This is a genomic window from Ahniella affigens, from assembly GCF_003015185.1.
GTDB classification, from domain to species: domain Bacteria; phylum Pseudomonadota; class Gammaproteobacteria; order Xanthomonadales; family Ahniellaceae; genus Ahniella; species Ahniella affigens.
The window spans coordinates 5,046,284-5,065,791 of record NZ_CP027860.1 but is presented as its reverse complement, the minus strand read 5'-3'; the positions used below and the strand labels follow the sequence as shown (position 1 = coordinate 5,065,791).

The 19,508-nt window shown below is 60.9% G+C and carries 21 protein-coding genes; 13 read left to right on the top strand and 8 right to left on the bottom strand.

Going from position 1 to position 19,508, the window contains the following annotated elements; genetic code table 11:
• Positions 1-68: 68 nt before the first annotated feature.
• On the top strand, positions 69-1,289 hold the full coding sequence (locus C7S18_RS19565; RefSeq protein ID WP_106893142.1) for a trypsin-like serine protease: 1,221 nt from the start codon (positions 69-71) through the stop codon (positions 1,287-1,289).
• A gap of 102 nt (positions 1,290-1,391) precedes the next feature.
• On the opposite strand, the gene C7S18_RS19560 is transcribed toward C7S18_RS19565, so the two are convergent.
• The gene (locus C7S18_RS19560) at positions 1,392-3,107 is read right to left on the bottom strand and encodes a hypothetical protein (protein WP_106893141.1); all 1,716 of its coding nucleotides are present in this window, start codon (positions 3,105-3,107) and stop codon (positions 1,392-1,394) included.
• Between the two features lie 240 nt (positions 3,108-3,347).
• On the opposite strand from C7S18_RS19560, the gene C7S18_RS19555 reads away from it, so the two are divergent.
• From C7S18_RS19555 to C7S18_RS19530, 6 genes are all read left to right on the top strand, one after another.
• Entirely contained in the window at positions 3,348-4,508 is a 1,161-nt protein-coding gene (locus C7S18_RS19555; RefSeq protein ID WP_170113369.1) for a metallophosphoesterase, read from the top strand.
• 164 nt (positions 4,509-4,672) lie between these two features.
• On the top strand, positions 4,673-5,209 hold the full coding sequence (locus tag C7S18_RS19550; RefSeq protein ID WP_170113368.1) for a DUF4410 domain-containing protein: 537 nt from the start codon (positions 4,673-4,675) through the stop codon (positions 5,207-5,209).
• 487 nt (positions 5,210-5,696) lie between these two features.
• On the top strand, positions 5,697-6,089 hold the full coding sequence (locus C7S18_RS19545; protein ID WP_206207933.1) for a DUF1801 domain-containing protein: 393 nt from the start codon (positions 5,697-5,699) through the stop codon (positions 6,087-6,089).
• Complete coding sequence (locus C7S18_RS19540; RefSeq protein ID WP_106893138.1) at positions 6,086-6,598, top strand: hypothetical protein; 513 nt, start codon at positions 6,086-6,088, stop codon at positions 6,596-6,598. The genes C7S18_RS19545 and C7S18_RS19540 overlap by 4 nt, the downstream gene beginning before the upstream one ends.
• A gap of 173 nt (positions 6,599-6,771) precedes the next feature.
• On the top strand, positions 6,772-7,572 hold the full coding sequence (locus tag C7S18_RS19535) for an energy transducer TonB (RefSeq protein ID WP_106893137.1): 801 nt from the start codon (positions 6,772-6,774) through the stop codon (positions 7,570-7,572).
• Between the two features lie 105 nt (positions 7,573-7,677).
• The gene (locus tag C7S18_RS19530; RefSeq protein ID WP_106893136.1) at positions 7,678-8,076 is read left to right on the top strand and encodes an MAPEG family protein; all 399 of its coding nucleotides are present in this window, start codon (positions 7,678-7,680) and stop codon (positions 8,074-8,076) included.
• A gap of 84 nt (positions 8,077-8,160) precedes the next feature.
• Here the strand turns inward: C7S18_RS19530 and C7S18_RS19525 are convergent, their stop codons facing one another.
• From C7S18_RS19525 to C7S18_RS19510, 4 genes are all read right to left on the bottom strand, one after another.
• The gene (locus tag C7S18_RS19525; protein WP_106893135.1) at positions 8,161-9,105 is read right to left on the bottom strand and encodes an SRPBCC family protein; all 945 of its coding nucleotides are present in this window, start codon (positions 9,103-9,105) and stop codon (positions 8,161-8,163) included.
• Complete coding sequence (locus C7S18_RS19520; protein WP_106894118.1) at positions 9,089-9,439, bottom strand: ArsR/SmtB family transcription factor; 351 nt, start codon at positions 9,437-9,439, stop codon at positions 9,089-9,091. The genes C7S18_RS19525 and C7S18_RS19520 overlap by 17 nt, the downstream gene beginning before the upstream one ends.
• A 113-nt stretch (positions 9,440-9,552) precedes the next feature.
• Positions 9,553-10,050 carry a cytochrome P460 family protein gene (locus C7S18_RS19515; protein ID WP_146152016.1) on the bottom strand — a complete coding sequence of 166 codons (498 nt, stop codon included), beginning with the start codon at positions 10,048-10,050 and terminating at the stop codon, positions 9,553-9,555.
• A 511-nt stretch (positions 10,051-10,561) separates the two neighbouring features.
• Positions 10,562-12,454, bottom strand: coding sequence for a hypothetical protein (locus C7S18_RS19510; protein WP_106893133.1), 1,893 nt, complete (start codon positions 12,452-12,454; stop codon positions 10,562-10,564).
• 269 nt (positions 12,455-12,723) lie between these two features.
• Here C7S18_RS19510 and C7S18_RS19505 point away from each other — a divergent pair, with 269 nt between their 5' ends.
• The 3 genes from C7S18_RS19505 (at position 12,724) to C7S18_RS19495 (ending at position 14,290) form a co-directional block, all read left to right on the top strand.
• Entirely contained in the window at positions 12,724-13,212 is a 489-nt protein-coding gene (locus tag C7S18_RS19505) for a DUF4440 domain-containing protein (protein WP_106893132.1), read from the top strand.
• Positions 13,213-13,294: 82 nt separating this feature from the next.
• Positions 13,295-13,702, top strand: coding sequence for a hypothetical protein (locus C7S18_RS19500; protein ID WP_106893131.1), 408 nt, complete (start codon positions 13,295-13,297; stop codon positions 13,700-13,702).
• A 30-nt stretch (positions 13,703-13,732) separates the two neighbouring features.
• Entirely contained in the window at positions 13,733-14,290 is a 558-nt protein-coding gene (locus tag C7S18_RS19495; protein WP_106893130.1) for a pyridoxamine 5'-phosphate oxidase family protein, read from the top strand.
• 9 nt (positions 14,291-14,299) lie between these two features.
• Here the strand turns inward: C7S18_RS19495 and C7S18_RS19490 are convergent, their stop codons facing one another.
• The 3 genes from C7S18_RS19490 to dtd are packed head-to-tail and all read right to left on the bottom strand — an operon-like array spanning position 14,300 to position 16,496.
• The gene (locus C7S18_RS19490; RefSeq protein ID WP_106893129.1) at positions 14,300-15,259 is read right to left on the bottom strand and encodes a dimethyl sulfoxide reductase anchor subunit family protein; all 960 of its coding nucleotides are present in this window, start codon (positions 15,257-15,259) and stop codon (positions 14,300-14,302) included.
• Positions 15,256-16,047 (bottom strand): 4Fe-4S dicluster domain-containing protein, encoded by a 792-nt coding sequence (locus C7S18_RS19485; protein ID WP_106893128.1) that lies wholly within the window; start codon positions 16,045-16,047, stop codon positions 15,256-15,258. The genes C7S18_RS19490 and C7S18_RS19485 overlap by 4 nt, the downstream gene beginning before the upstream one ends.
• Positions 16,044-16,496: a D-aminoacyl-tRNA deacylase gene (dtd, locus tag C7S18_RS19480; RefSeq protein WP_106894117.1), complete on the bottom strand. Its 453-nt coding sequence runs from the start codon at positions 16,494-16,496 to the stop codon at positions 16,044-16,046. Before dtd ends, C7S18_RS19485 begins: the two co-directional genes overlap by 4 nt.
• A 43-nt stretch (positions 16,497-16,539) precedes the next feature.
• Between dtd and C7S18_RS19475 the strand changes: the two genes are divergently transcribed.
• From C7S18_RS19475 to C7S18_RS19465, 3 genes are all read left to right on the top strand, one after another.
• Positions 16,540-17,475 (top strand): lysophospholipid acyltransferase family protein, encoded by a 936-nt coding sequence (locus C7S18_RS19475; protein WP_106893127.1) that lies wholly within the window; start codon positions 16,540-16,542, stop codon positions 17,473-17,475.
• Between the two features lie 78 nt (positions 17,476-17,553).
• The gene (locus C7S18_RS19470) at positions 17,554-19,026 is read left to right on the top strand and encodes a leucyl aminopeptidase (protein WP_106893126.1); all 1,473 of its coding nucleotides are present in this window, start codon (positions 17,554-17,556) and stop codon (positions 19,024-19,026) included.
• A complete protein-coding gene (locus tag C7S18_RS19465) occupies positions 19,026-19,448 on the top strand; it encodes a DNA polymerase III subunit chi (protein ID WP_106893125.1) in 423 nt (140 codons plus the stop codon). Before C7S18_RS19470 ends, C7S18_RS19465 begins: the two co-directional genes overlap by 1 nt.
• The last annotated feature ends 60 nt before the right edge of the window (positions 19,449-19,508 follow it).

The window sequence follows — 19,508 nt, the reverse complement described above, 5'->3', positions numbered from 1 at the left end:
ATGCTCTCTCACCATCGGCGTTCATCGATGTGCTTGAGAACCATTACATACCCTACTTGGAGGAGATCATGAACAAGAAAGTGTTTGCCGTCGCTTGCGCGCTCGGCATGATGAGCATCGCCGCGGCGCACGCGGCGGCGGACCAGAACGTCAGCCGCGCGCCCGCATTCGGGACCAATCTGACAATCGACCTGGGTCGCGCTATATCGGATACAGGCAAAGCCCACGCCCCGCTCAGCGACGTTTGGACATGGGCCGGTGTCGCGGACATCGATGCCATGCCTGGTCGGGGCAAGCGTCTCGATGCCGGAGATCGCAATCGCGTCGTTGATCAAAATGCGTGGCGTGCGGTGAATCTGCAGACGGGATTCGAATACCGGGTGGACATGCCGAAGCAATTGGCGCACCAGTTGCACCGCTATTTGGAACAACAGGGCGCCAACATGGGGTCCGAGGGAACGGCCAAACCCGTCATTGAGCCGTCGGTGGTCGAGAAGGGCTTGAGCAACGGTGTTGACACGCGCACCCGTCGATTTGACAACACGACCTATCCGTTTCGCGCCCAGGGCCAGCTAGGTGGCGGCAGGAACTCCGGTTGCTCGGGCACCTTGATTGCGCACAACATCGTGCTGACCGCCGCACATTGTCTTTACGACCGCGACGATGCGTCATGGGTCTCACTCAACGGCACACGGTTCCGGCCTGGTCGCGAAGGCGAATGCGCCAACGCGAGCTGCGAGCCTTACGGTGCACACACCGCCATCTGGTACTTCACGCCCGAGGCCTTCCGCACCGAGCCCACCAATCCATGGCCGCACGACTACGGCATCATGGTACTCGGCACGTCGCCCGGCAATACGACTGGGTGGCTCGGTTACTACGCCATGACTGACGCGGCCTTGCAGGATTTCTGCGCCGATCATGACCTGGGTGACGGCCGTTGCTTCAATCGCGGCTACCCGGCTTGCGACCTCAGCGCGGCGCCCGCGAACTGCGAGCAAGGTTGGGCTTATCAAGACATCAACAACTGTGAGATCGGCGGCTTTGGCAGCAAAGACAGCGACAATTGGAACACCCGTCTGACGGTGAACTGCGATTCCAGCGGCGGGCATTCTGGCTCGGGTCTGTTTACCGACATTTTCGGCGGCAACAAGAAGGTGGTGTTCGGCGTGGCCAGCACGCATAGCTGCACGACGTGCAGCCCGGGCGTCGAGTTTCCGAATGCGTATCGGCGCATCACCCCGCAAGTGCTCGATGCGATCAGCTACTTCAAGTCAGCGTTCCCGTAAGCAGCAAACGTTTGCGCGACTGGGTCATCAAGACGCACCACTCGCCGCCTGGATCATCGGGCGGCGAGTGTGTTCACGCCAGATCAAAGTGGCGCGGGCGGATCAATCCGTGTTCGACCACCGGAACGCGAAGAAGTGATCCTCTGGCCGCGGACGTGACGTGTATAGACCAGGCGCCTGCCACTCACCCAAGACGCGATCAGCAACGCAGCGAGTCCGCGAATCGGTGACGTTGGGATCACGGCACACCGAGATGACGCCGGACTTGGCATAACGGAAATCGCGACACTCGTTAGGGCGGCATTGCTGTGGCGCGTACCAAGCCCCATCCGGATTTGGGCGAAGTTTGGAGCCACTGGCTGGGGCGATGGCCGCGATACGACCGAGGCTTTCATGCGGGTCGTACCACTTCTTGCAGGCCGTCGCATCCAGGGTGTGGCAGCGCCGAATGGGCCGGCCGGCATCGGCGGTCCACGCAAAACTCAGGTCGCCCGAATCCGGAATCGCGGCAGCAACTTGGCCGAGGCCGATCTCTGCCAAAAAGGGCTTCAGTGTTGCCGGATATAACGAGCTACCGCTGTCGCCGCGCCGCACCGTTGGCAGCGCCTGCCCGAGTGCCGCCATCGCCTCGACATCACCAAATCGGGCAAGCTGGAACTGCCATGGTCCGGTTTCGCTGGGTCCGCGACGAGTTAGTCGCACATTCACAGCGCGGTTGGACAAACGCTGGCTCGTGTAGGGATGCGCGCCGAACTCACGGCGGTTGAGCCACAGCAGATTGTTTTGGATGTCAAACACCAGACCCTCGGGCAAGGGCGTGGGTAGGAATTGTTCAACCTGGTCCATTCGCGCGACGCGGAACGGACCGTCAATGTCTTCGTAGAGGGACTTTGCCAACGCCTTTCGGAAGTTCGCCTGACCGGGGTCGTTGGGATCGGCGTTGTCTGGGCGATTCCGAATCTTGCATTCTGCGGCCAACCGCAACGCGGTGACTTGGGTCAGGTGATAGCGATAGAACACACTTTCGTACTCGATGGTGTCCTGCTCGACCAGAAATCGCCTCGGCAGGATCACGGCACGCTTGTAGCTATCGAGAATGGAGCCAGAGGAACTCAGTCGCTCGGTGAGGCTTGCGGGAATGCTATAGAAATCATTGTTGCTGCGACACTCTTGCTTGAACTGATCCAGCGCGATATTGCGCTGGTTGAGCGCCATCTGCACATCCCGATCGAGCAGGCGCGCGCGATTCAGCGCGGCCTCGCGGCAAGCCAGCTGATTCAACGCCGTCGTGCCAATGAAGACTGGTTGGACAAAATCGCGGTGGTACTCCGACTTGACGCGGCGCAGGTCAATCGTCTCCAGCAACTCAGTCAGACGATCCATGCGGGCATCGAGCGCATTCAAGCGCGTATTGATCTCGTTGAGCTGACTGGATAGCGCCAGAAAGCGGTTGTATTCCTGATCCCAACCGAGCTCGCGCGTCGCCACCGATTTGGCTTGCGAGAGGATCAACCCCGCGATCCATTTTCCGAGCCCGAACACCGGATCCGCTGCGGCGCTGGCTGTTGCCTCGGGCGGTGCGGGCGCACCGGTGCCAGCGGCGACGCTGATGCCACATGCGGAAGCCGCTTGCGACGCAGCGGCGTCTTCCAGAAAAACGATTGGCTCACTTGGCGTTTCGCTCGCCATGGCCAATGTGGCGGTCTGTTTCGGTTGGCTGGCGCAGGCCGCAAGAAGGACGGTGAGCGTCAGCAATGGGTAGGCACTGAAGCGCCTGAAGGCGCCAAATGGGACCGAACGAATACCGATCGCAAGCATGACTGTTTCCCGCAAAAGTGATCGAACCAGAAGGCTAGCACGCGGCGTTGACCCGAAGGGCGCTGCGGCCACCAACTCGGGGGCCGCTCGCACCGGCGCCTTGGGTCCCGAGGCGGAGATTGGACAGCGCGCGTGTGACGCGCTTCAATGGCGGATCACCGCCACGCTGAGGGCCGCCGCATGCGAATGCACATCACGATCCGACCTGGTTCCAAGGCTTGTCAAAGCCCGATTCTCTGCGTGACTCTGCTGCTTTGTGGATTGTTGGTCGGCGCGGCGCAAGCCCAGGATAACGAATCCAGACAAGCCCCGGTCACCGCGCCCGCAATGGCCATTCCGGGACTGCAGCAAGAAGGCCCGCATGTATTTCGAAGTGAGCAGGGCTTCCTTGTGATGGATACAGTCCAGCGTGACGGCGTGTGGCACGTGGTGTCTGAAACCTTGCCCGCAGAACCGCTACCCCGGATTGTGGTTCGCGTCGACAACGCCGCACACACGACCTTCGAAGTGGATTTGCGGTCGAATCCTGGTCCTGCGACGGCGGAAGTTGATCGGAACCCAGATCGCCTACTGATGCTCTCGGATCTGGAAGGACAGTTCGACAAGTCGGTTGCACTGCTGCAGGCAACCGATGTCATCGATGCATCCCTGCACTGGCAGTACGGCAAGGATCATGTCGCATTGGTCGGTGACCAAGTTGATCGTGGCGAACAGAGTACGGCGCTGCTGTGGCTGCTCTATCGACTGGACGCCGAAGCCACGGCGGCCGGCGGCGGACTGCATCTGATTCTGGGCAATCACGAACACATGCTGCTGTCGGGGCGCAGCAAATACTGGGCACCTCGGCAGGTGGCGTTCGCAAGCGCACTGGGTGCGGAAGGTCAGCACAAGCTCTATGGCGCACAGTCTGTATTGGGCGGCTGGCTCGCGAGCAAGAATGTGATTGCCCGCATTGGCGATCACTTGCTCGTGCATGGCGGGATCAGTCACGCGTTCCTGAGTGCGGGACTCAACTTGGCCGAAGCGAATCGGATCGCACGGCCGCATCTCTTTACGGACTTGCAGTTCTTGCCACCTGAAGCAGCTGTCGTGCTCGGCGAGCTGGGCGTCACGTGGTATCGCGGTATGGCGCTGCCCGATGATCCGATGTTTGTGCGGGAGTCTGACCCCAAGGCGCACCTGGAACAGGTCCTTGCCACCTATGGGGCCAAACGACTGGCCATCGGCCACACCATCGTGCCGCATATTGGGTTGGAGCAATCAGGCCGGTTGCTGCGTCTCGACATTGATCACGCGGAACAACTGCCCGAAGCCGCGTTGTACGAAGCAGGGGCCCTCTGGCGGGTCGATGCAGCAGGCGGCCGAACCCAACTTGACGCCAATGCCCGTTCGCCAGACTGAGGCAACGAACGAGGCCAAAGCCAGTTGGATTGATGATGGTCGCCGTGATCCGCGCAAAATGGCGCGGATGATCGGCTTGCGGTCCTGAGTCCGAGTAGGACAATGAACCTGCGGCGTTGCCCGTCCAAACCATAGAACCGAAACGAACCGAAATGAGGATCATCATGAACCGTCTTGCCATTGCCACCCTTGCCGCACTGCCTCTGCTGGCCGCTGCCCAGATCAGTCACGCCGCCAACTACGACTGCGTCGAAGTCGAGCTGTTCCAACCGGGCGATTCGAGCCAGGCCGAGTCCCGTGAGGACAAGCGCGCCGCTGCCATTCCGCCGGAGGTGCTGGCCACGCTGCAGCAAGGCATCGTGCAGGAGTTGCCAAACACATTGAAGGGCATGACCGCGGTCAAGGCTGGCGACGCTGGCTGTCCGGACGCCGCCACCGCTATCTCCTTTGGCGGTACCGTCACCGACTACAAGAAGGGCAACAAGGCAGCGCGCTACTTCATTGGTCTCGGCGCCGGCAAACAGAAGTTCGCGGTGAACGCGTGGATCAAAGCGAAAGCGAGTGGCGCCGTGTTGGGTGAGGACGAAGTGGTCGACCGCAAAGTCGGTGGCATCTTCGGCGGCTCTGCCGACAAGGGTGTGCGCGACTTCGCTGAGAAGGTCGGCGGCTTCATCAAGAAGACGCTCAAGTCTAAGTCTTGAGATTGGTTTGGAGGGGGCTGAATTAGTCCATCCTGAACTCTCAGACCCGCAGGCCTCTGATGAAACTCGCCGTGACCCATTGGTTTTGCCGCCAACAAATTGCGGGTAGTGACGATTCTGACCGCAAGTAACCCCCTCCCCAAGCCCTCCCCCGCGATCGCGGGGGAGGGAGCACTTCTCCCTCTCCCACGCGAGTGGGAGAGGGCTGGGGAGAGGGCTACTTGCCACACTGTGCCGTCGTAAGAATCGCGCATCGTCGCTGACAGTTTGATGCGCGAATAGGCGGACCTTTGGTGCGACCAAGACTCCTAACTTCTTCAGAAGCTGTACAAGCGTTGCCTTAGGCTGGCGAGAAGACGGCCCACTGTATCGTCACGAGGTGATGACCGGCATGGCGCGCCAATCACGCGACGCGTCGGCCGTTTGCGTCGATCGGGCATAGCGATCAAAATCGCAAGCGCCCGCACCAGAACCGGAAAATCCCGCGATGATCCCAGCTGAAATCGACGCCTACAACGCTGCCCAAGACAAGGCGATGCAGCCAATCTGCGCCTTGCTCGCCGGGGCGATCGATCAGGGCTTGCCGGACGCCGAGAGTCGAATCTGGCACGCGCATCCGGTCTGGTTTCTGGACGGCAATCCCATCGTTGGCTATAGCCGGCTCAAAGGCGGCGTGCGTTTGCTGTTTTGGAGCGGACAGACGTTCTCGACACCAGGATTGCAGCCAGAAGGGAAGTTCAAAGCGGCGGAGGCGCGCTTCACGACGGTAGCCGACGTCGATACCGAGCGCCTTCGGCAATGGCTGCAGGACGGTGCCGCGATCCAGTGGGACTACAAGAACATTGTCCGTCGGAAAGGTCGGTTAGAACGTCTGAAATGAGGCGGGCAGCTCGCCGCGACATCGCAACCATCATCAATGCCATCTTTGACCCAAACATCGACCTTAGTGTGTTGCTGCCGACGCTGCTGCCCAAAGCTATTGCGTGGGCGGAGTCCTTGGCGGTCGACATCGCAAGGCATGGCGCGCCGCTGGATGCTGCCGAGATCGCGATTGCGCAACGCATGGGTGTCCGGCATGCCGAATTGATCCGCGTGGTCGACGTCGACAGGATGCCAGCGCCCACAGATGCGATCCTGCGGGAGGCTGCATCCAAACTGGGCATGCTTGGGCCTGGGACGGCTGGCTTGACGCTGGGCTATGGTGTCTGGGTGGCTTGTGGACAACGATCAATGCGCTTGCTGTCGCACGAATTCCGGCATGTGTTTCAATATGAAGCTGCAGGCGGCATTGCGGCATTCATGCCAATTTATCTCGATCAAGTCGTACGCCATGGCTATTGGGATGCACCGCTGGAACGGGATGCTCGCGCACACGAGACCAATGCTTGAGCGAAATGCCACCTGCTTGGGTGTCGGTGCACCGGGGCCGGGTTAACAGATGTGTCCCTGACTAGGAACCAGAAGTCTGATTACCTGCGCTCATTCACGCAAATGCGCCCCGCCAAGAAATGTGTAGGGAATTCAACTTGTCGTACAGTACTGTTTCTGATTTGAGGTAAACAATGAAGCGAACCATCTTCTCTTTGGCGCTACTTTTTTCTGCATGCCTTGCACAAGCTGCGGATAGCGAGATTTTTCGTGCCGATGCTACGGGGCACTTGGTAATCAACCCACAAGGTCAGGTGACCTCAGTGGTGTTCAATCAAGATTTTGGCGATGAGCTGAATGCCGTGCTCAAGTCGCGTGTTGGTGCTTGGCATTTCGCACCGATCGAGGTGGATGGCAAGGCCGTGAACGCGAAAGCGCATTTTAGTCTGGACCTGCAAGCCGATTTTGGCGACGCCCGCACAGGCGAACTCAGAATCACGAACGCGCAGTTCGTGGACCCGCCTGTGCAACGGCAATCGAAGCCCACGCTCACGCCGCCACGGTATCCCACAGCCATGCTCCGCGGGCGCTATGGCGCCGAAGTCGTGTTGATCGTCGAGATCGATGCGACTGGCAACGTCGTCCGAACCTCGGGCCAGGATGGCTGGATCTTTGCTGACAAACTCCGTGGTGACTCCAAGGCCGCGACGCGCGCGATGGAAGCGTTTACTGAAGCCGCGGCAACAGCTGTCGAACAGTGGCAGTTGTCAGAGGCTGCTGCCCGCGGTAAACGATTCGTGCGTGTTCCCATCACGTTCTCGCTGGAATCGCGATCGCCTTGGCACCGCGCCCACTTTGTGCCGATGGCACGTGAACCTTGGACCGCCGAGGTCGATGCCGCCAAGATCACGCAACTGGAGCCCGATGGCAGCGCGCCCAGAACGGATTTCCGCTTGCTGGATACGTTGGATCCAGCCCTTACGCCCGCGGGCTGATCCTGACCGATCATTGGCGGAATCGTCCATTGACGATGATCGCCAGCACATGGGAGATTCGCGGTCATTCCGCGATTCTCCACCCAACAAGAGTGCTTGGCTGCCATGGCGATTCTGACTCCCTACGCTGGTCTTCTGGCGTTCGTGTATCTCGTGCTGACGTTTCGCACCATCATGTTTCGCGGTCGGTTGCGGGTTGGCATTGGGGATGGCGGTGACAAAAGCCTGCAGCGGGCGATACGCGCGCATGCGAATTTTTCGGAGTACGTGCCGATCACGCTGATCCTGCTCCTGTTGCTGACCAGTGTGGGCGCCGGTCCGGGCTTGTTGCATGGCCTGGGTGGGGCGTTGGTGATCGGCCGGATCCTGCATGGCTATGGCGTCAGCCAGGTGCAGGAAAAGCTGATCTTCCGCCAGATCGGCATGGTGCTGACGACTGGTGTCATTGCAGTCGCCGGCGGCTATTTGCTATGGGTGTTCGCGCGGGTGGGTTTGGCCGGCTGATAGGTATCAGCGACGGCCGTGCGCAGGATTCGGGTCGAGATCAGAGCGCCAGAAATTCCTGGCGCTTGATCAATCGACATTGACTCAAGTCAGCAGCGCTTCCAACTTGTCAAAGCTGCCCGTCCAACCAAGGGTCATGCCGGCACGTTGCTTGATGAACTCGGCCAAGTCTTCGGCGTTTGCATCCTGCGCGTCCCAGCGTACCCTTACGCGCGTCTGATCCGGACCTTCGGCGACCAGATCAATCTCGGCCAACATGGTTGTGGGCCAGTGTTCGAAGAACGGTGGTCGAATCACGCGTTCGTTGGCATCGCAGAATTGTTGGGTGTAGGCGAGGCGGTTGGGTGGCTCGCGCACGAGCCACGTGATCCGCCCGTACATCGGCGGCTGTCCAGGCAGTGTCATCTCGTAGAACCCGGTCGTGCCGATATCGCCCGCTGGACGCAAAAAGCGCATCGTCGCGCCAGTCGGTGGTAGCCACTGCGCCAGTTGCTCGGGGTCGGCCCACATTTGATAAACCTGCTCAATGCTCGCGGCAAAGCTGCGGGTGATGATGAAGTACTCCTTGCCCGCCACGCGCTTGCCCAGGTGCTCAGCCAGCCGATCCCAGGTGCCCTCGCCACCGGCTTTCTTGATGAAGCCACGCATTTCCTGTGCGATCTCGGGCGTCGCAAACGTCATGCTCATGTCCAGTTGCGTCTTGCCATCGCGCTCGGTGAACAGCGCGTGGACGCGAAACAGTGGCGGCCGATCGCGATGCCCGCCATGGTCGTAAACCATGCGCTGCATCGGCACGACTTCCAAATACTGCGTGGTGTTCTCGTAGTCAGTGCCATCCGGGCCGTGCATGGTGTAGTGCCAATGGCCGCCGGTCCGGAAATCGCGGTCGTGCGTCGTCAGCGTGAACCCACGTGGGCCCCACCATTGCGCCACTTCCTCAGGAATCGTCCACGCCTCCCAGACTGCTTGCAACGGGGCGTCATAAGTACGGCTCAGGGACAGCACACTGCTCTTAGTCGTTGTTGCCACGACGGTCTCCTTGGGTTTTGGTTTTCAGATAGGCACCGAGACGATCGAGCTGCGCCTCCCAGGCCTCGCGGTATTGCGCCATCCAGTCGACGGCGTCCCGCAACGGTTCGCCATTGAGCCGGCAGGGGCGCCATTGCGCCTGCCGCCCTTTGCTGATCAGGCCAGCATGCTCCAGCACTTTCAGATGCTTGGTCACAGCCGGCAGGCTCATTGACGCCAGAAATGGCGCCGCCAGTTCCGAGACATTCGCCTCCCCTTCGGCCAGGCGGGCCAGGATGGCGCGGCGTGTTGGGTCGGCGAGGGCGGAAAACGTGCGGCTGAGATCGTCTTGCACAAGATTCACCTGATAGTTAATTAACCGACAGGTAAACTATAAACCACCGACTCCTGCTTGTCCAACACTGAGGGACTCATCCCTAAGTTCGGCCATAGATTTGAAACCTGCGGTCAATCGTGCGGGCGACGCGGTTGGCGCCTTTGCGTGGGCGCGCCGCAGGCGTCCGGGCGCTCGGTGACGATCGGCGTCGGCGGGCCCGTGTCAATCGAATCCGACCGGTGGATCAACCGGCCATCCAGCGCTGTCTTCCAGTCCCGGCCGCGAATGAACACGTGATCAGTGTGTTGCGTCTTGGCGTGGCAAGTCCGACAAGTTTTGAGCCTTCCTTGCCGCAGGTGGTTTCCGTGCGACAGGTAGAAGTAGGACCAGTCGCCGTGAGTGGGATCAAATCCACTCTCGCGCTTGATCATGCCGCCAATGCCCAATGTCTCACCGTCCGGCAGCAGCTTCTGCTTGATGATCACCGAACCTTCTGGAAACGCACTACGCGTCTGAGCCATGGCATCACGCCCCACGTCGTTGACAAAGTAGTGCATCGGCACGAGCGCATGAGGACCAAAAGTCTCGCGCTCAATGGACTCAGCGTCGCCATCATGAGCAGTTGGCACGCAAACCTGCGACTGTGTCGACAAGACCAAGGTTGGCGCAAGCGTCAATCGATGCAGCTGGCACGGTAGAGCAAGCGCTTCCTCAATTGAAAGTTGTGCACTGTTATTGGAAGCGCGAGTAATCCCATTGACTAGAAGTCCAGCCAGCAGGAGCACAACAACATTGATCCTCGCAAATGCCACGGTTCGGTTCCCTATCGAATTGGCTAAGACATCGTCGCGTCCGGGGCCAAGTGCGACGAACAGCGATCGTGTGAAGACCGCAAATTCAAGTCTTGGTTCCGAGCGTGCCTAATCCTGAGCGACTTTCTAGACTTGCTGGGGGAGTGACCAAGCCCATCCTAGGCTTTCAGATCGGCGTTGCGTAATGTGTGTAGCGTGCCCCGGCCAAAGCCGGGAACCGGACTCAGCGCGCCACCATCACGCACTTGTATACCTGACAGTGGGTAGACAGCAGATAGTCCGCGTTGCCTCTGAACGTATTCAGAGGCGCTCGATCGCCTACTGAAGATCATTCAAAGCCGTTGCTGAACACCGGGTCGGCGAGTTGCGCTTCGACCGCGCCAATATCGGCGTGTACGGGGCTGCCGGGCTCCAGGATCGTGTTGTAGGAGTGACCGTAATAATCCAGATTCAGCGTGCCGGTCGGTGGTGAGCACGCATCACGGAGTTGCTCGTTGGTCGGCGCGTAGTTTGCATCCACCGCAAAGCTGCTCGCCAGCGCATAGTTGCTGGTGTTGGGATCGTTGATGACGGTGTGTCCCGTGAAATTGCTGCTGGTATTCGCAAAGTAGCCGCACCAGTACCGGCGGAAACTGCTGGACGGTGCGCCACTCTCGTAGCCCACAGCGAGCGGCGCCCCCACGGTCGATGCAAACGCACTGCCCTGGGTATAGATCGTGCCCGTGGCGTCGGTCAACGGACCCCAACCGAGCCGGAAGAACTGCGTGAGCGCCGAGCGCATGATGATCGTGCTGTAGTTCACGTCCACACTGCCGCCAAAGCGGGCCGCAAAGAGCGACGCCGTGCTCGGCAGCGTTGTGCGGTTGGCGACGGTGTTGTTGTCGAGAATGCTGCTGTAGAGAATGATCTGCGCGCCATCGTCGGCCAAGGCCAGGTCGGAGCGCGCGGCATTGCTGTCGACCAACGCGCGGCGCAATTGCAGAATGCTCGCGCCACTGGCGGTTAAGAGCGAACCATCCGCCACATCGAACGAATTCGCGGTCAGCCGCACACAGGGGGTCGGGCTGAAGAACGAGCACGACACGTTGGTACCCGAAGGTTCGACGATCAGCTCGATGCGATCTCGCGTGCTCAAACCCGTGAAACCATCGCCAAACTGGTCGGACATGTAGAAGTTGCGCAGACGGAAGCGGCTTTGTCCAGTTGGCGCGGGATTGCCAACGGCACCCCAGGTCCTGCTGCCGGTCAAGCACAAACCCGGGCTGCTCGTACCGCTGTTTGCCACCACGGCCAGCAGGCCGGTGCTATTGGGATCAGCACCAACATGCCGGAAGCCGTCGCTTTGCACAGGCAAGACCATATCCAACGTGGCGAAGCCGGCTGCGCACCGCACACCGGAACCGTTCGCCGTGGACTGATTGCCGATGATGAGGGCGGCGCGATCTGTACGTGGCCTTGGCTGAAAACCGCCGCCAACTTCCACCGTTCCCCGGCAATAGAACGCTGCGCCTTCATCGGCTTGGTTGTAGCCGATGATACCGTCGCGGAACACGATGCTGGCATGGCCATCCACACCCGAGAGATTGCCGCAGAACACGCCGCCACCCTTGTCGGTCGCCGTGTTGTTGGTGATCTCGGCGCCTTCATCGATATAAAAGTCGATGCGCGCCGCGCTCGCGGTGTTGGACGTCAGCGCACCGTTCAGCACCACGCCGCCGCCAACCCCGGGTGTTGCATTGAACTTGATCTTGGTGCCGACGCCGAGCAGCACCGACGCCTGCCCGCTGACGATCAGGCCACTGAATTCGCCGCCGCGAATCACGACACGTCGGATCTGAAACGTCTGCACCAGACCATTGATGCCAAGCGACAGCACGGATGTCGCAGTCCCACCCGTACCATCCAGCACGGCGAGGTCCGCATCGTTCCCGGTGCTGCCGGTTGGCGCCGCGGCGGTGCAACTGTCGTAGCCACCTTCCAGAAACACCGCCGTCTGGCTCACGGTCGGCGTATAGCTGGCGCCATTCGGCATCGCATAGCTGCCCTTGTTGATCCGGATCGTATGCGTACCGGTTTGGGTGCGAGCGGTGTTCAGCGCCGAGGCCACGTCGGCATGCGTACAACCCGCGCCGGTGCCAACCCGCAGATTCTGGTCGGCCGCGAGGGCGCTGGTTGCAACGAAAAGGGTGAACAAACCCAACGTAAAACGCGGCAGGTACATGACGGACTCCCGGAACTCATGAAAGCGACACATTCTGAAACGGAGTTTTCCCGGTTTCGTGTGCGCAGAACCCGACGCAAGTCAAAAAACAGCCGACCTATCGCGTCTAGCAGGCTTGCAAGCGGAATGAGATGCGCTTAGGCTCCAGATTCACCGCTTCTTCACGCGGGCACTTGGGCGACGCCAGGAAGGCACCACGCGACGGCAAGAGTTGTCCGTCGGCACTCAACTGTTCGTTCCGACCGACCCCCAAACACTTGGAGCGACACATGACCCTGAAATTTTTCGCGGGCCTGTTGGCCTTTGCCGCGTTGACTGGATGCGCGAGCCACCACTCACACGAGTCACCGCCTGCCGATGGCAGTAATGAGCGCTGTGTGCCGGTCACAAAACAACAGATCGCCGACCTGTTTGTGCGCTGGAACAATTCGCTGAAAACGGGTGATCCGAAGAAGGTGTTGGCAAACTACGCGCCAAAATCGATTCTGCTGCCGACGGTCTCAAAACTTCCGCGGATCGAGCCTGAAGAAAAAGAAGCCTACTTCAAAAAATTTCTAGCGCATCGCCCGAGTGGCGAAGTCACGCTCAGTTTCATCGACATTGGTTGCAACTACGCGATCGATGCGGGCCTGTACACCTTCACCTATCAGGTGCCGCCGAAGATCATTCCGGCGCGCTACAGCTATTCGTACCGTTACATCGATGGCACCTGGCTGATCACCAGTCACCACTCCTCCGTGTTGCCGGACGAGGAATAATAGTCGCGCGGCCTGGTCGGCGTGCCAATGGCGCGCCGACCGGGCATACTGTCGCGCCAATTGGCGGTAACAAGGCAAACGCATGCGCGCACGCACGCATTGGATGATTCTGGCTCAGGCCATCGTGATCTGGCTGCTGTTCTGGCTCGCTGGGCTGCCGAACTACTACCAGCAATACAGTCCCGCTGCCGTCGGCTTTGCGAGCATCATCCTGTCGGCGCTGATCGCACTGGCGTGCATGATGATCCTGGTGCGGGTTCCCGCTCAGCGCCGCATGCGCATCGCGTTCTGGTTGTCGATCTACTACACCGTGCCATTCGCCGCTTTGGATGCTTGGTATTGCGGCATTTATCTGGGACATGGTGCGGGCAATCTTTGGCAGTACTGGTATTTGACGGCGTTTTATCTGTCGCCGTGGTTAAGCCTGATGCCGGTCGCGCGGTTGCTGAATCAGGCGAGCCGGCACGAACCTTCCAGCGGCACACACTGACACCGATTCGACCAACCTACCGAGCACACCATGGGCCAACGCTATCCCGAATTGTCGGCCGACCACATCCAGTTCATTGCCGCACAGAAGCTGTTCTTCGTCGGCACGGCTACCGATACCAGTCGCGTGAACGTATCGCCGAAAGGCATGGATGCGTTGCGCGTGCTGAATTCGCAACGCGTGTGTTGGCTGAACGTGACCGGCAGCGGCAATGAGACCGCCGCGCATGTCGCCACCCATCCGCGCATGACCTTGATGTTCTGCGCGTTCGAGGGCAAGCCAATGATTCTGAGGTTGTACGGCACGGCAACGGTCCATCATCGTGGCGACCCCACCTGGGAGCAGTTGGCTGCATCGTTCCCGGCATTGCCGGGTGTCAGGCAGATCTTCGACCTGACGATCGATCTCGTGCAGACCTCCTGTGGCATGGCGGTCCCGTATTTCGACTATCAGGGCGAGCGCGAGCTCTTGAACCAATGGGCGACCAAGAAGGGCGAGGACGGCATCCGCGCGTATTGGGCCGAGAAGAATCAGCGAAGTCTGGACGACCTGCCAACCGGGATTGTCGAGAAGTCGGAGCGGGATTGACCCAACGTGTCAGCCCCGGCCTGCATCCGGCCGTTCGAAGTACACCGACACGACGTGTCGCGCCTCGGCGAAAAACAACCAGCGTTCAAAAAATACACCCGCATACGCAAACAGGGCGGCAAACAGAAAGCTCGGGCGGATACCAGGGCCCGCATTGCTGGCGTGCTCCAATAGGCCACCGGCAAGCGCAATGCCACAAGCCAGCGCCGCCAGAAACATCGGTTCGCGATGCTTGCGCGCAAAGCGGAAGACCATCTCGCGGGTGATGAAACTGTCTTCGGTGTGGGCGCCTTCAAACAATTTCACGGCGTTGCCTTCGGGCAGGCCGACTGCTGAAGCAAGGCTCGGTGCGCTGACCGAATCGCGCAGCGCGCGCCGTTGCAGGTAACGCAGGACGAATGCCACAAACAATGCTACTTGCGCGGTCGTGGTTGGCATCTTCAAGAGGAATTCCGGTGCAAAATAATTCAGCACCGGCAACTGAAACGTCGCACCTGTCGCGAGCGCGAACAACAGATAGAGCGGGGCAACGCGCCAATCACGCCAGTGTGGCACGGTCTTCAGACTCGCATAGATCATTGCGGTGCAGAGCACCGTCAGCGCTGCCGACAGCGCCAGCAGCGGGCCGAGCCAAAGCAGCCAGTGTGGTGGCAGGTAACCGAGTAACACAAGCAGCGTCAGCAGCGCTGGCACGAACGTCCAGACAGCCAAAACGCCTTCGCGCGAGAGCCAAGACGTGCGCCATTGTGAAAACGCGCGCCAGGCACGTTCGGGATGGCCGAGGTGGGCCAGTGACGCGAGCAAGCCGGCGCTGACGAGCACCAGCGCGAGCAGCAATGTCCAAATCCCGAATCCAGCGGGCAACGGCGGTTGGCGATGAAAGGGCAGCAACAGACCGAGCCAAATCATCAGGCCATAACCGGCGCCCGACAGCGTGGTGAATGCAATGACTGACAGCGCGGGATTCATCGGCTCAGCATCCGGTCGAGCCAGCGGAGCACGGTAGGCAGCTCGGCGGGATTCAGCGTGTCATCGGCCTTGGCCTCTGGCGTTTGATCGCGACGCGGTCGCGGCGGCAAATAGCGATTCGTCGGCTCGTAGCCAAGCTCGGGCATCAGCGCTTGCGGATCTCGCCCCGCGCTTCGCGTCGAGACTACGGAACTGGGGTCCGCGAAGTCGCCAAACGCACGGGCACCGGTCGGGCACGCCAGCACGCAGGCTGGTTGCCGATCGGCTTCGGGCAAGCTCTCGTTATAAATGCGATCGACGCATAGCGTGCATTTCTTCATCACTCCCTGGGCCTGATCGTACTCACGTGCCCCGTAAGGGCACGCCCAGGAACACAGCTTGCAACCGATGCAGCGGTCGTAATCCACCAGCACGATGCCGTCTTCCGCGCGCTTGTAGCTCGCGCCCGTGGGGCACACGGTAACGCAAGCCGCCTGCTCGCAGTGGAGACAGGATCGCGGGAAATGCAGCGATAAGCCGAGCCGACCGGCTGGACCAGCCGGCGGCGAGCTGGCGCCGCAATGGCCCGATTCCTGCGGCACGGCTGGATCAACCGTGTACGAATGCACGCGGTTGAACCACACGCCCATCGGCTCCGCGCCATAGGGGTCTTCGTCGGTCAACGGACCAAACTGGCCGCCGTCGTTCCATTCCTTGCAAGCGACCGCGCACGCGTGACAACCGACGCAGATATCGAGGTCAATCAACAGACCGAGCTTCTTCTCGGTGCGAACAGGCAAGTCGGTCATGCCGCACGCTCGCCACTCTGCAGCCAGAACGTCACCGGGCCATCGTTGATCAAATGTACTTGCATGTTCGCCGCAAAGCGCCCTGTTTCGACGAGGTCATAGCCTGCGCGGGCCAGCCCAACCAATCGTTCGAACTGCGTGCGCGCAAAAGCGGGTTCGGCGGCGGACGAAAAGCTCGGGCGCAGACCCTTTCTGGTGTCGGCCGCGAGCGTGAACTGCGACACGAGGAGCAGCCCGCCATGCACATCGCGCAGCGAGCGATTCATTTTGCCGTCCTGGTCCTCGAATACACGATAAGCCAGCAGCCGTTCCAGCATGCGGCTCAGAACGGCATCCGTGTCGCCCGGTTCGATGGCGACGAGCGCCAGGAGACCTGGTCCGATGGCGCCAACGGTTTCGTCGGCGACATCGACCCGGGCCTCGCGGACGCGTTGAATCAAAGCGATCACCGGCTTTCTTTCCCGTTCATGATCCCGCATCATCGCACTTCTTATGTCCAACCCGTCAAGCCCACACCCGAGTCCGCGTATTGCCTGGAAGGTGCAGCTCACCCTTTGGGTGCTCCGGATTGGCAGTTGGCTGCCGCTGTCCTGGTTGCATGCCTTGGGCGCGCTGATCGGGCGGTTGCTCAGTATGGCCAACACGCGCGAAGCGAAAGTGGCGCGGCGCAACTTTCAGTTGATTCACCGCGTGCTGGGGCTCGATGACCAGGAAGCCTTCGTCCGACGCGTGATGGCCGAAACCGGCAAGAACCTGACGGAGTTGGCATTGGTCTGGGGCGGCACACCGGATGCGGCGTTGGGACGAATTGTCGAGGTGGTCGGACGGGAGCATTTTCAGGCCGCCAAAGCGCGCGGCAAGGGCGTCATCATCGCGGCGCCGCACCTCGGTTGCTGGGAGCTCCTGAATCTCTGGCTCTGCAAACAGGGCCCGACCGCAATTTTGTATCGGCAGCCGCAGCATGCCGAGTGGGAGCCGCTGCTGACGCGCTCGCGTGGCAAGTTGGGCGCCCAGCAAATAAGGGCCGAGGCCAGTGGTGTCCGTGAGTTGCTCAAGGTCCTGAAGTCGGGCGGTTGCACCGGAATTCTGCCGGATCAACGAGCCATGAGCGGCGAGGGCGAGGTGGCGCCATTCCTGGGTCAGCCCGTGCGCAGCATGACCTTGCTGTCGCGACTCGCGCATCGCACCGACTCGGCGGTGGTCTTTGGATTCTGCGAGCGCCTTCAGAACGGGCGCGGCTACCGGCTGCATTTCCTGCCGGCGGAGCCGTCGATTGCGAGCAGCGATCACGTCGCCGCCGTCACGGCGCTTCATCACGGTTTGGCCGCCTGCGTCGAACGCGCGCCCTGGCAGTATCAGTGGACTTACAAACGCTTCTCGATGAAAACCGAATCGCAGAAATGCGCGGTGTATCGCGGGCTCAAATAGGTCTGCCATCCGGTTCAGTCGCCGCCGTCAGGGCCGAATCGCGTTACAATCGACGACGCCATTCAGGATCTGCTTGCCATGAGCCTTGCCATTACCACCACCGATGTTGCTGCCATCCACGCGGAAGTCGATACGCTGGTGATCGGCTTGTTCGAGCAGAACCTCAGTGGCAGCGCGCAGGCAATCGATCAGGCCAGCGGCGGTTTGCTCAGCGCCCTGATTGCGTCTGGCGACGTGAGTTGCAAGAGCGCTGCCCTGGGCCGCCTGTTCCAAGTGCCAGGAATCCGCGCCAAGCGCGTCCTCACGGTTGGCCTGGGTGAGGCCGATAAACTCGATCTCGCGCGGTTCCAACGCGCCATCGCCGATGCGACGCGCGCGCTGCGCTCGGGGCCGGGCAACGTCGTCGCCAGCTACCTCGGTGAGATTCAAGTGCCCGGTTGTGAACCCGGCATGCTGGTTCGCCAGCAAGTCGTGCAGGTGTTGCAGGCCAGCTATCGCTACGACACCACGATCAAGCGCAAGCCCTCGGCGACTGTCATCCACGAATGGCGCATCGCGGGGGCCGTCGAGGCCGATCTGGCAATAGGTCGGGCGCTCGGTCTGGGGCAACTCCGCGCGCGCGAATTGGGAAATCTGCCACCGAACATTTGCACGCCGGCGTTCCTGGCAAAAACCGCCAAGGAGTTGGAGCAGCAGTTCGACAGTCTGGCGGTCGAAGTGCTGGATCAAGACCAAATGCGCGCCATGGGCATGGGCTCACTGTTGGGCGTTGCCCAGGGCAGTGCGAACCCGCCCTATCTGATCGTGATCCGCCACCAGGGCGGTGGTGCGAGCAAGCCGTTGGTACTGGTCGGCAAGGGCATCACGTTCGACACCGGTGGCATTTCGATCAAGCCTGGCGCAGGCATGGACGAAATGAAGTACGACATGTGTGGCGCGGCGGCTGTGTTTGGCACGCTCGAAGCGGTCGCCCGGATGCAATTGCCGCTCAACGTGATCGGCATTGTGCCGGCGGTCGAAAACATGCCGGATGGCAACAGCTACCGCCCGGGTGACGTGCTCACCTCGATGTCCGGTATGACCATCGAAGTGCTGAATACGGATGCCGAAGGCCGGCTGATTTTGTGTGACGCGCTGACCTACGCGCGCCGATTCGAGCCGCGTGCGATCGTCGATATCGCAACGCTGACGGGTGCGTGCGTGGTGGCGCTCGGCAAGTTCCCGCATGGTTTGATGAGCAAGCACGACGATTTCGCGGAGGAGTTGCTCGCCGCGGGCAAGCGTGTGCACGATCGGGCCTGGCGTTTGCCGCTGTGGGACGATTACCAGAGTCAGCTGGATTCCGGCTTTGCTGACGTTGCCAACATCGGCGGCAAGAGCGCCGGGGCGATCACCGCCGGTTGCTTCCTGGCCCGCTTTACCGACGGTCTTCGCTGGGCACATCTCGACATTGCCGGCACCGCCTGGGACGAAGGCCGCAAAGGCAGCGCGACCGGCCGTCCGGTGCCATTGCTGGCCGAGTGGTTGATCAGCGCGTCCGGTCAAGTCTGATGGCCAAGGTCGACTTCTATCTGATCGACGCGCCGCGCTTTCGCGAACAGCCCTTGCTGCTTGTTTGTGAATTGGCACGGAAGGCATTTGCCGCCGAACTGCCGACGTTGATTTTCTGCCAGAGTCAGGCCCAAGCCGAAGAACTCGACACGTTGCTGTGGGAGTTCGACGAGGACAGTTTCTTGCCGCATCAAGTTTGCGGCGATGCCGACGATGACGTCACCGCCATTCTGCTTGTCCCACCCGAACTCGACACGCCGATGCGAAAGCTCGTGATCAACCTGCGCGATGAAGTGGTCAGCCAGAATGCCGAGATGATCAAGGAAGTGGTTGCCGCAGATCCCGCCGAGCGCACCGGTTCGCGTGAGCGCTGGAAGGCCTACCAGGCTCGTGGCGACGTGCTGCGCAAGTTCGACATGTAGCCGCGTTGCCGCGCCGTTCTTGGCGGTGGCACCACTCAATCCTGTCGTAGCTGGCTCTGG

What these genes read in the sequence shown, in the direction of transcription:
- C7S18_RS19560 (WP_106893141.1), bottom strand. Translation starts at nt 3,107, where the DNA reads ATGCTTGCGATCGGTATTCGTTCGGTCCCATTTGGCGCCTTCAGGCGC.
- C7S18_RS19545 (WP_206207933.1), top strand. Translation starts at nt 5,697, where the DNA reads ATGATCCCAGCTGAAATCGACGCCTACAACGCTGCCCAAGACAAGGCG.
- C7S18_RS19465 (WP_106893125.1), top strand. Translation starts at nt 19,026, where the DNA reads ATGGCCAAGGTCGACTTCTATCTGATCGACGCGCCGCGCTTTCGCGAA.
- C7S18_RS19505 (WP_106893132.1), top strand. Translation starts at nt 12,724, where the DNA reads ATGACCCTGAAATTTTTCGCGGGCCTGTTGGCCTTTGCCGCGTTGACT.
- C7S18_RS19530 (WP_106893136.1), top strand. Translation starts at nt 7,678, where the DNA reads ATGGCGATTCTGACTCCCTACGCTGGTCTTCTGGCGTTCGTGTATCTC.
- C7S18_RS19565 (WP_106893142.1), top strand. Translation starts at nt 69, where the DNA reads ATGAACAAGAAAGTGTTTGCCGTCGCTTGCGCGCTCGGCATGATGAGC.
- C7S18_RS19550 (WP_170113368.1), top strand. Translation starts at nt 4,673, where the DNA reads ATGAACCGTCTTGCCATTGCCACCCTTGCCGCACTGCCTCTGCTGGCC.
- C7S18_RS19470 (WP_106893126.1), top strand. Translation starts at nt 17,554, where the DNA reads ATGAGCCTTGCCATTACCACCACCGATGTTGCTGCCATCCACGCGGAA.
- C7S18_RS19495 (WP_106893130.1), top strand. Translation starts at nt 13,733, where the DNA reads ATGGGCCAACGCTATCCCGAATTGTCGGCCGACCACATCCAGTTCATT.
- C7S18_RS19540 (WP_106893138.1), top strand. Translation starts at nt 6,086, where the DNA reads ATGAGGCGGGCAGCTCGCCGCGACATCGCAACCATCATCAATGCCATC.
- C7S18_RS19535 (WP_106893137.1), top strand. Translation starts at nt 6,772, where the DNA reads ATGAAGCGAACCATCTTCTCTTTGGCGCTACTTTTTTCTGCATGCCTT.
- C7S18_RS19510 (WP_106893133.1), bottom strand. Translation starts at nt 12,454, where the DNA reads ATGTACCTGCCGCGTTTTACGTTGGGTTTGTTCACCCTTTTCGTTGCA.
- C7S18_RS19485 (WP_106893128.1), bottom strand. Translation starts at nt 16,047, where the DNA reads ATGACCGACTTGCCTGTTCGCACCGAGAAGAAGCTCGGTCTGTTGATT.
- C7S18_RS19490 (WP_106893129.1), bottom strand. Translation starts at nt 15,259, where the DNA reads ATGAATCCCGCGCTGTCAGTCATTGCATTCACCACGCTGTCGGGCGCC.
- C7S18_RS19500 (WP_106893131.1), top strand. Translation starts at nt 13,295, where the DNA reads ATGCGCGCACGCACGCATTGGATGATTCTGGCTCAGGCCATCGTGATC.
- C7S18_RS19475 (WP_106893127.1), top strand. Translation starts at nt 16,540, where the DNA reads ATGTCCAACCCGTCAAGCCCACACCCGAGTCCGCGTATTGCCTGGAAG.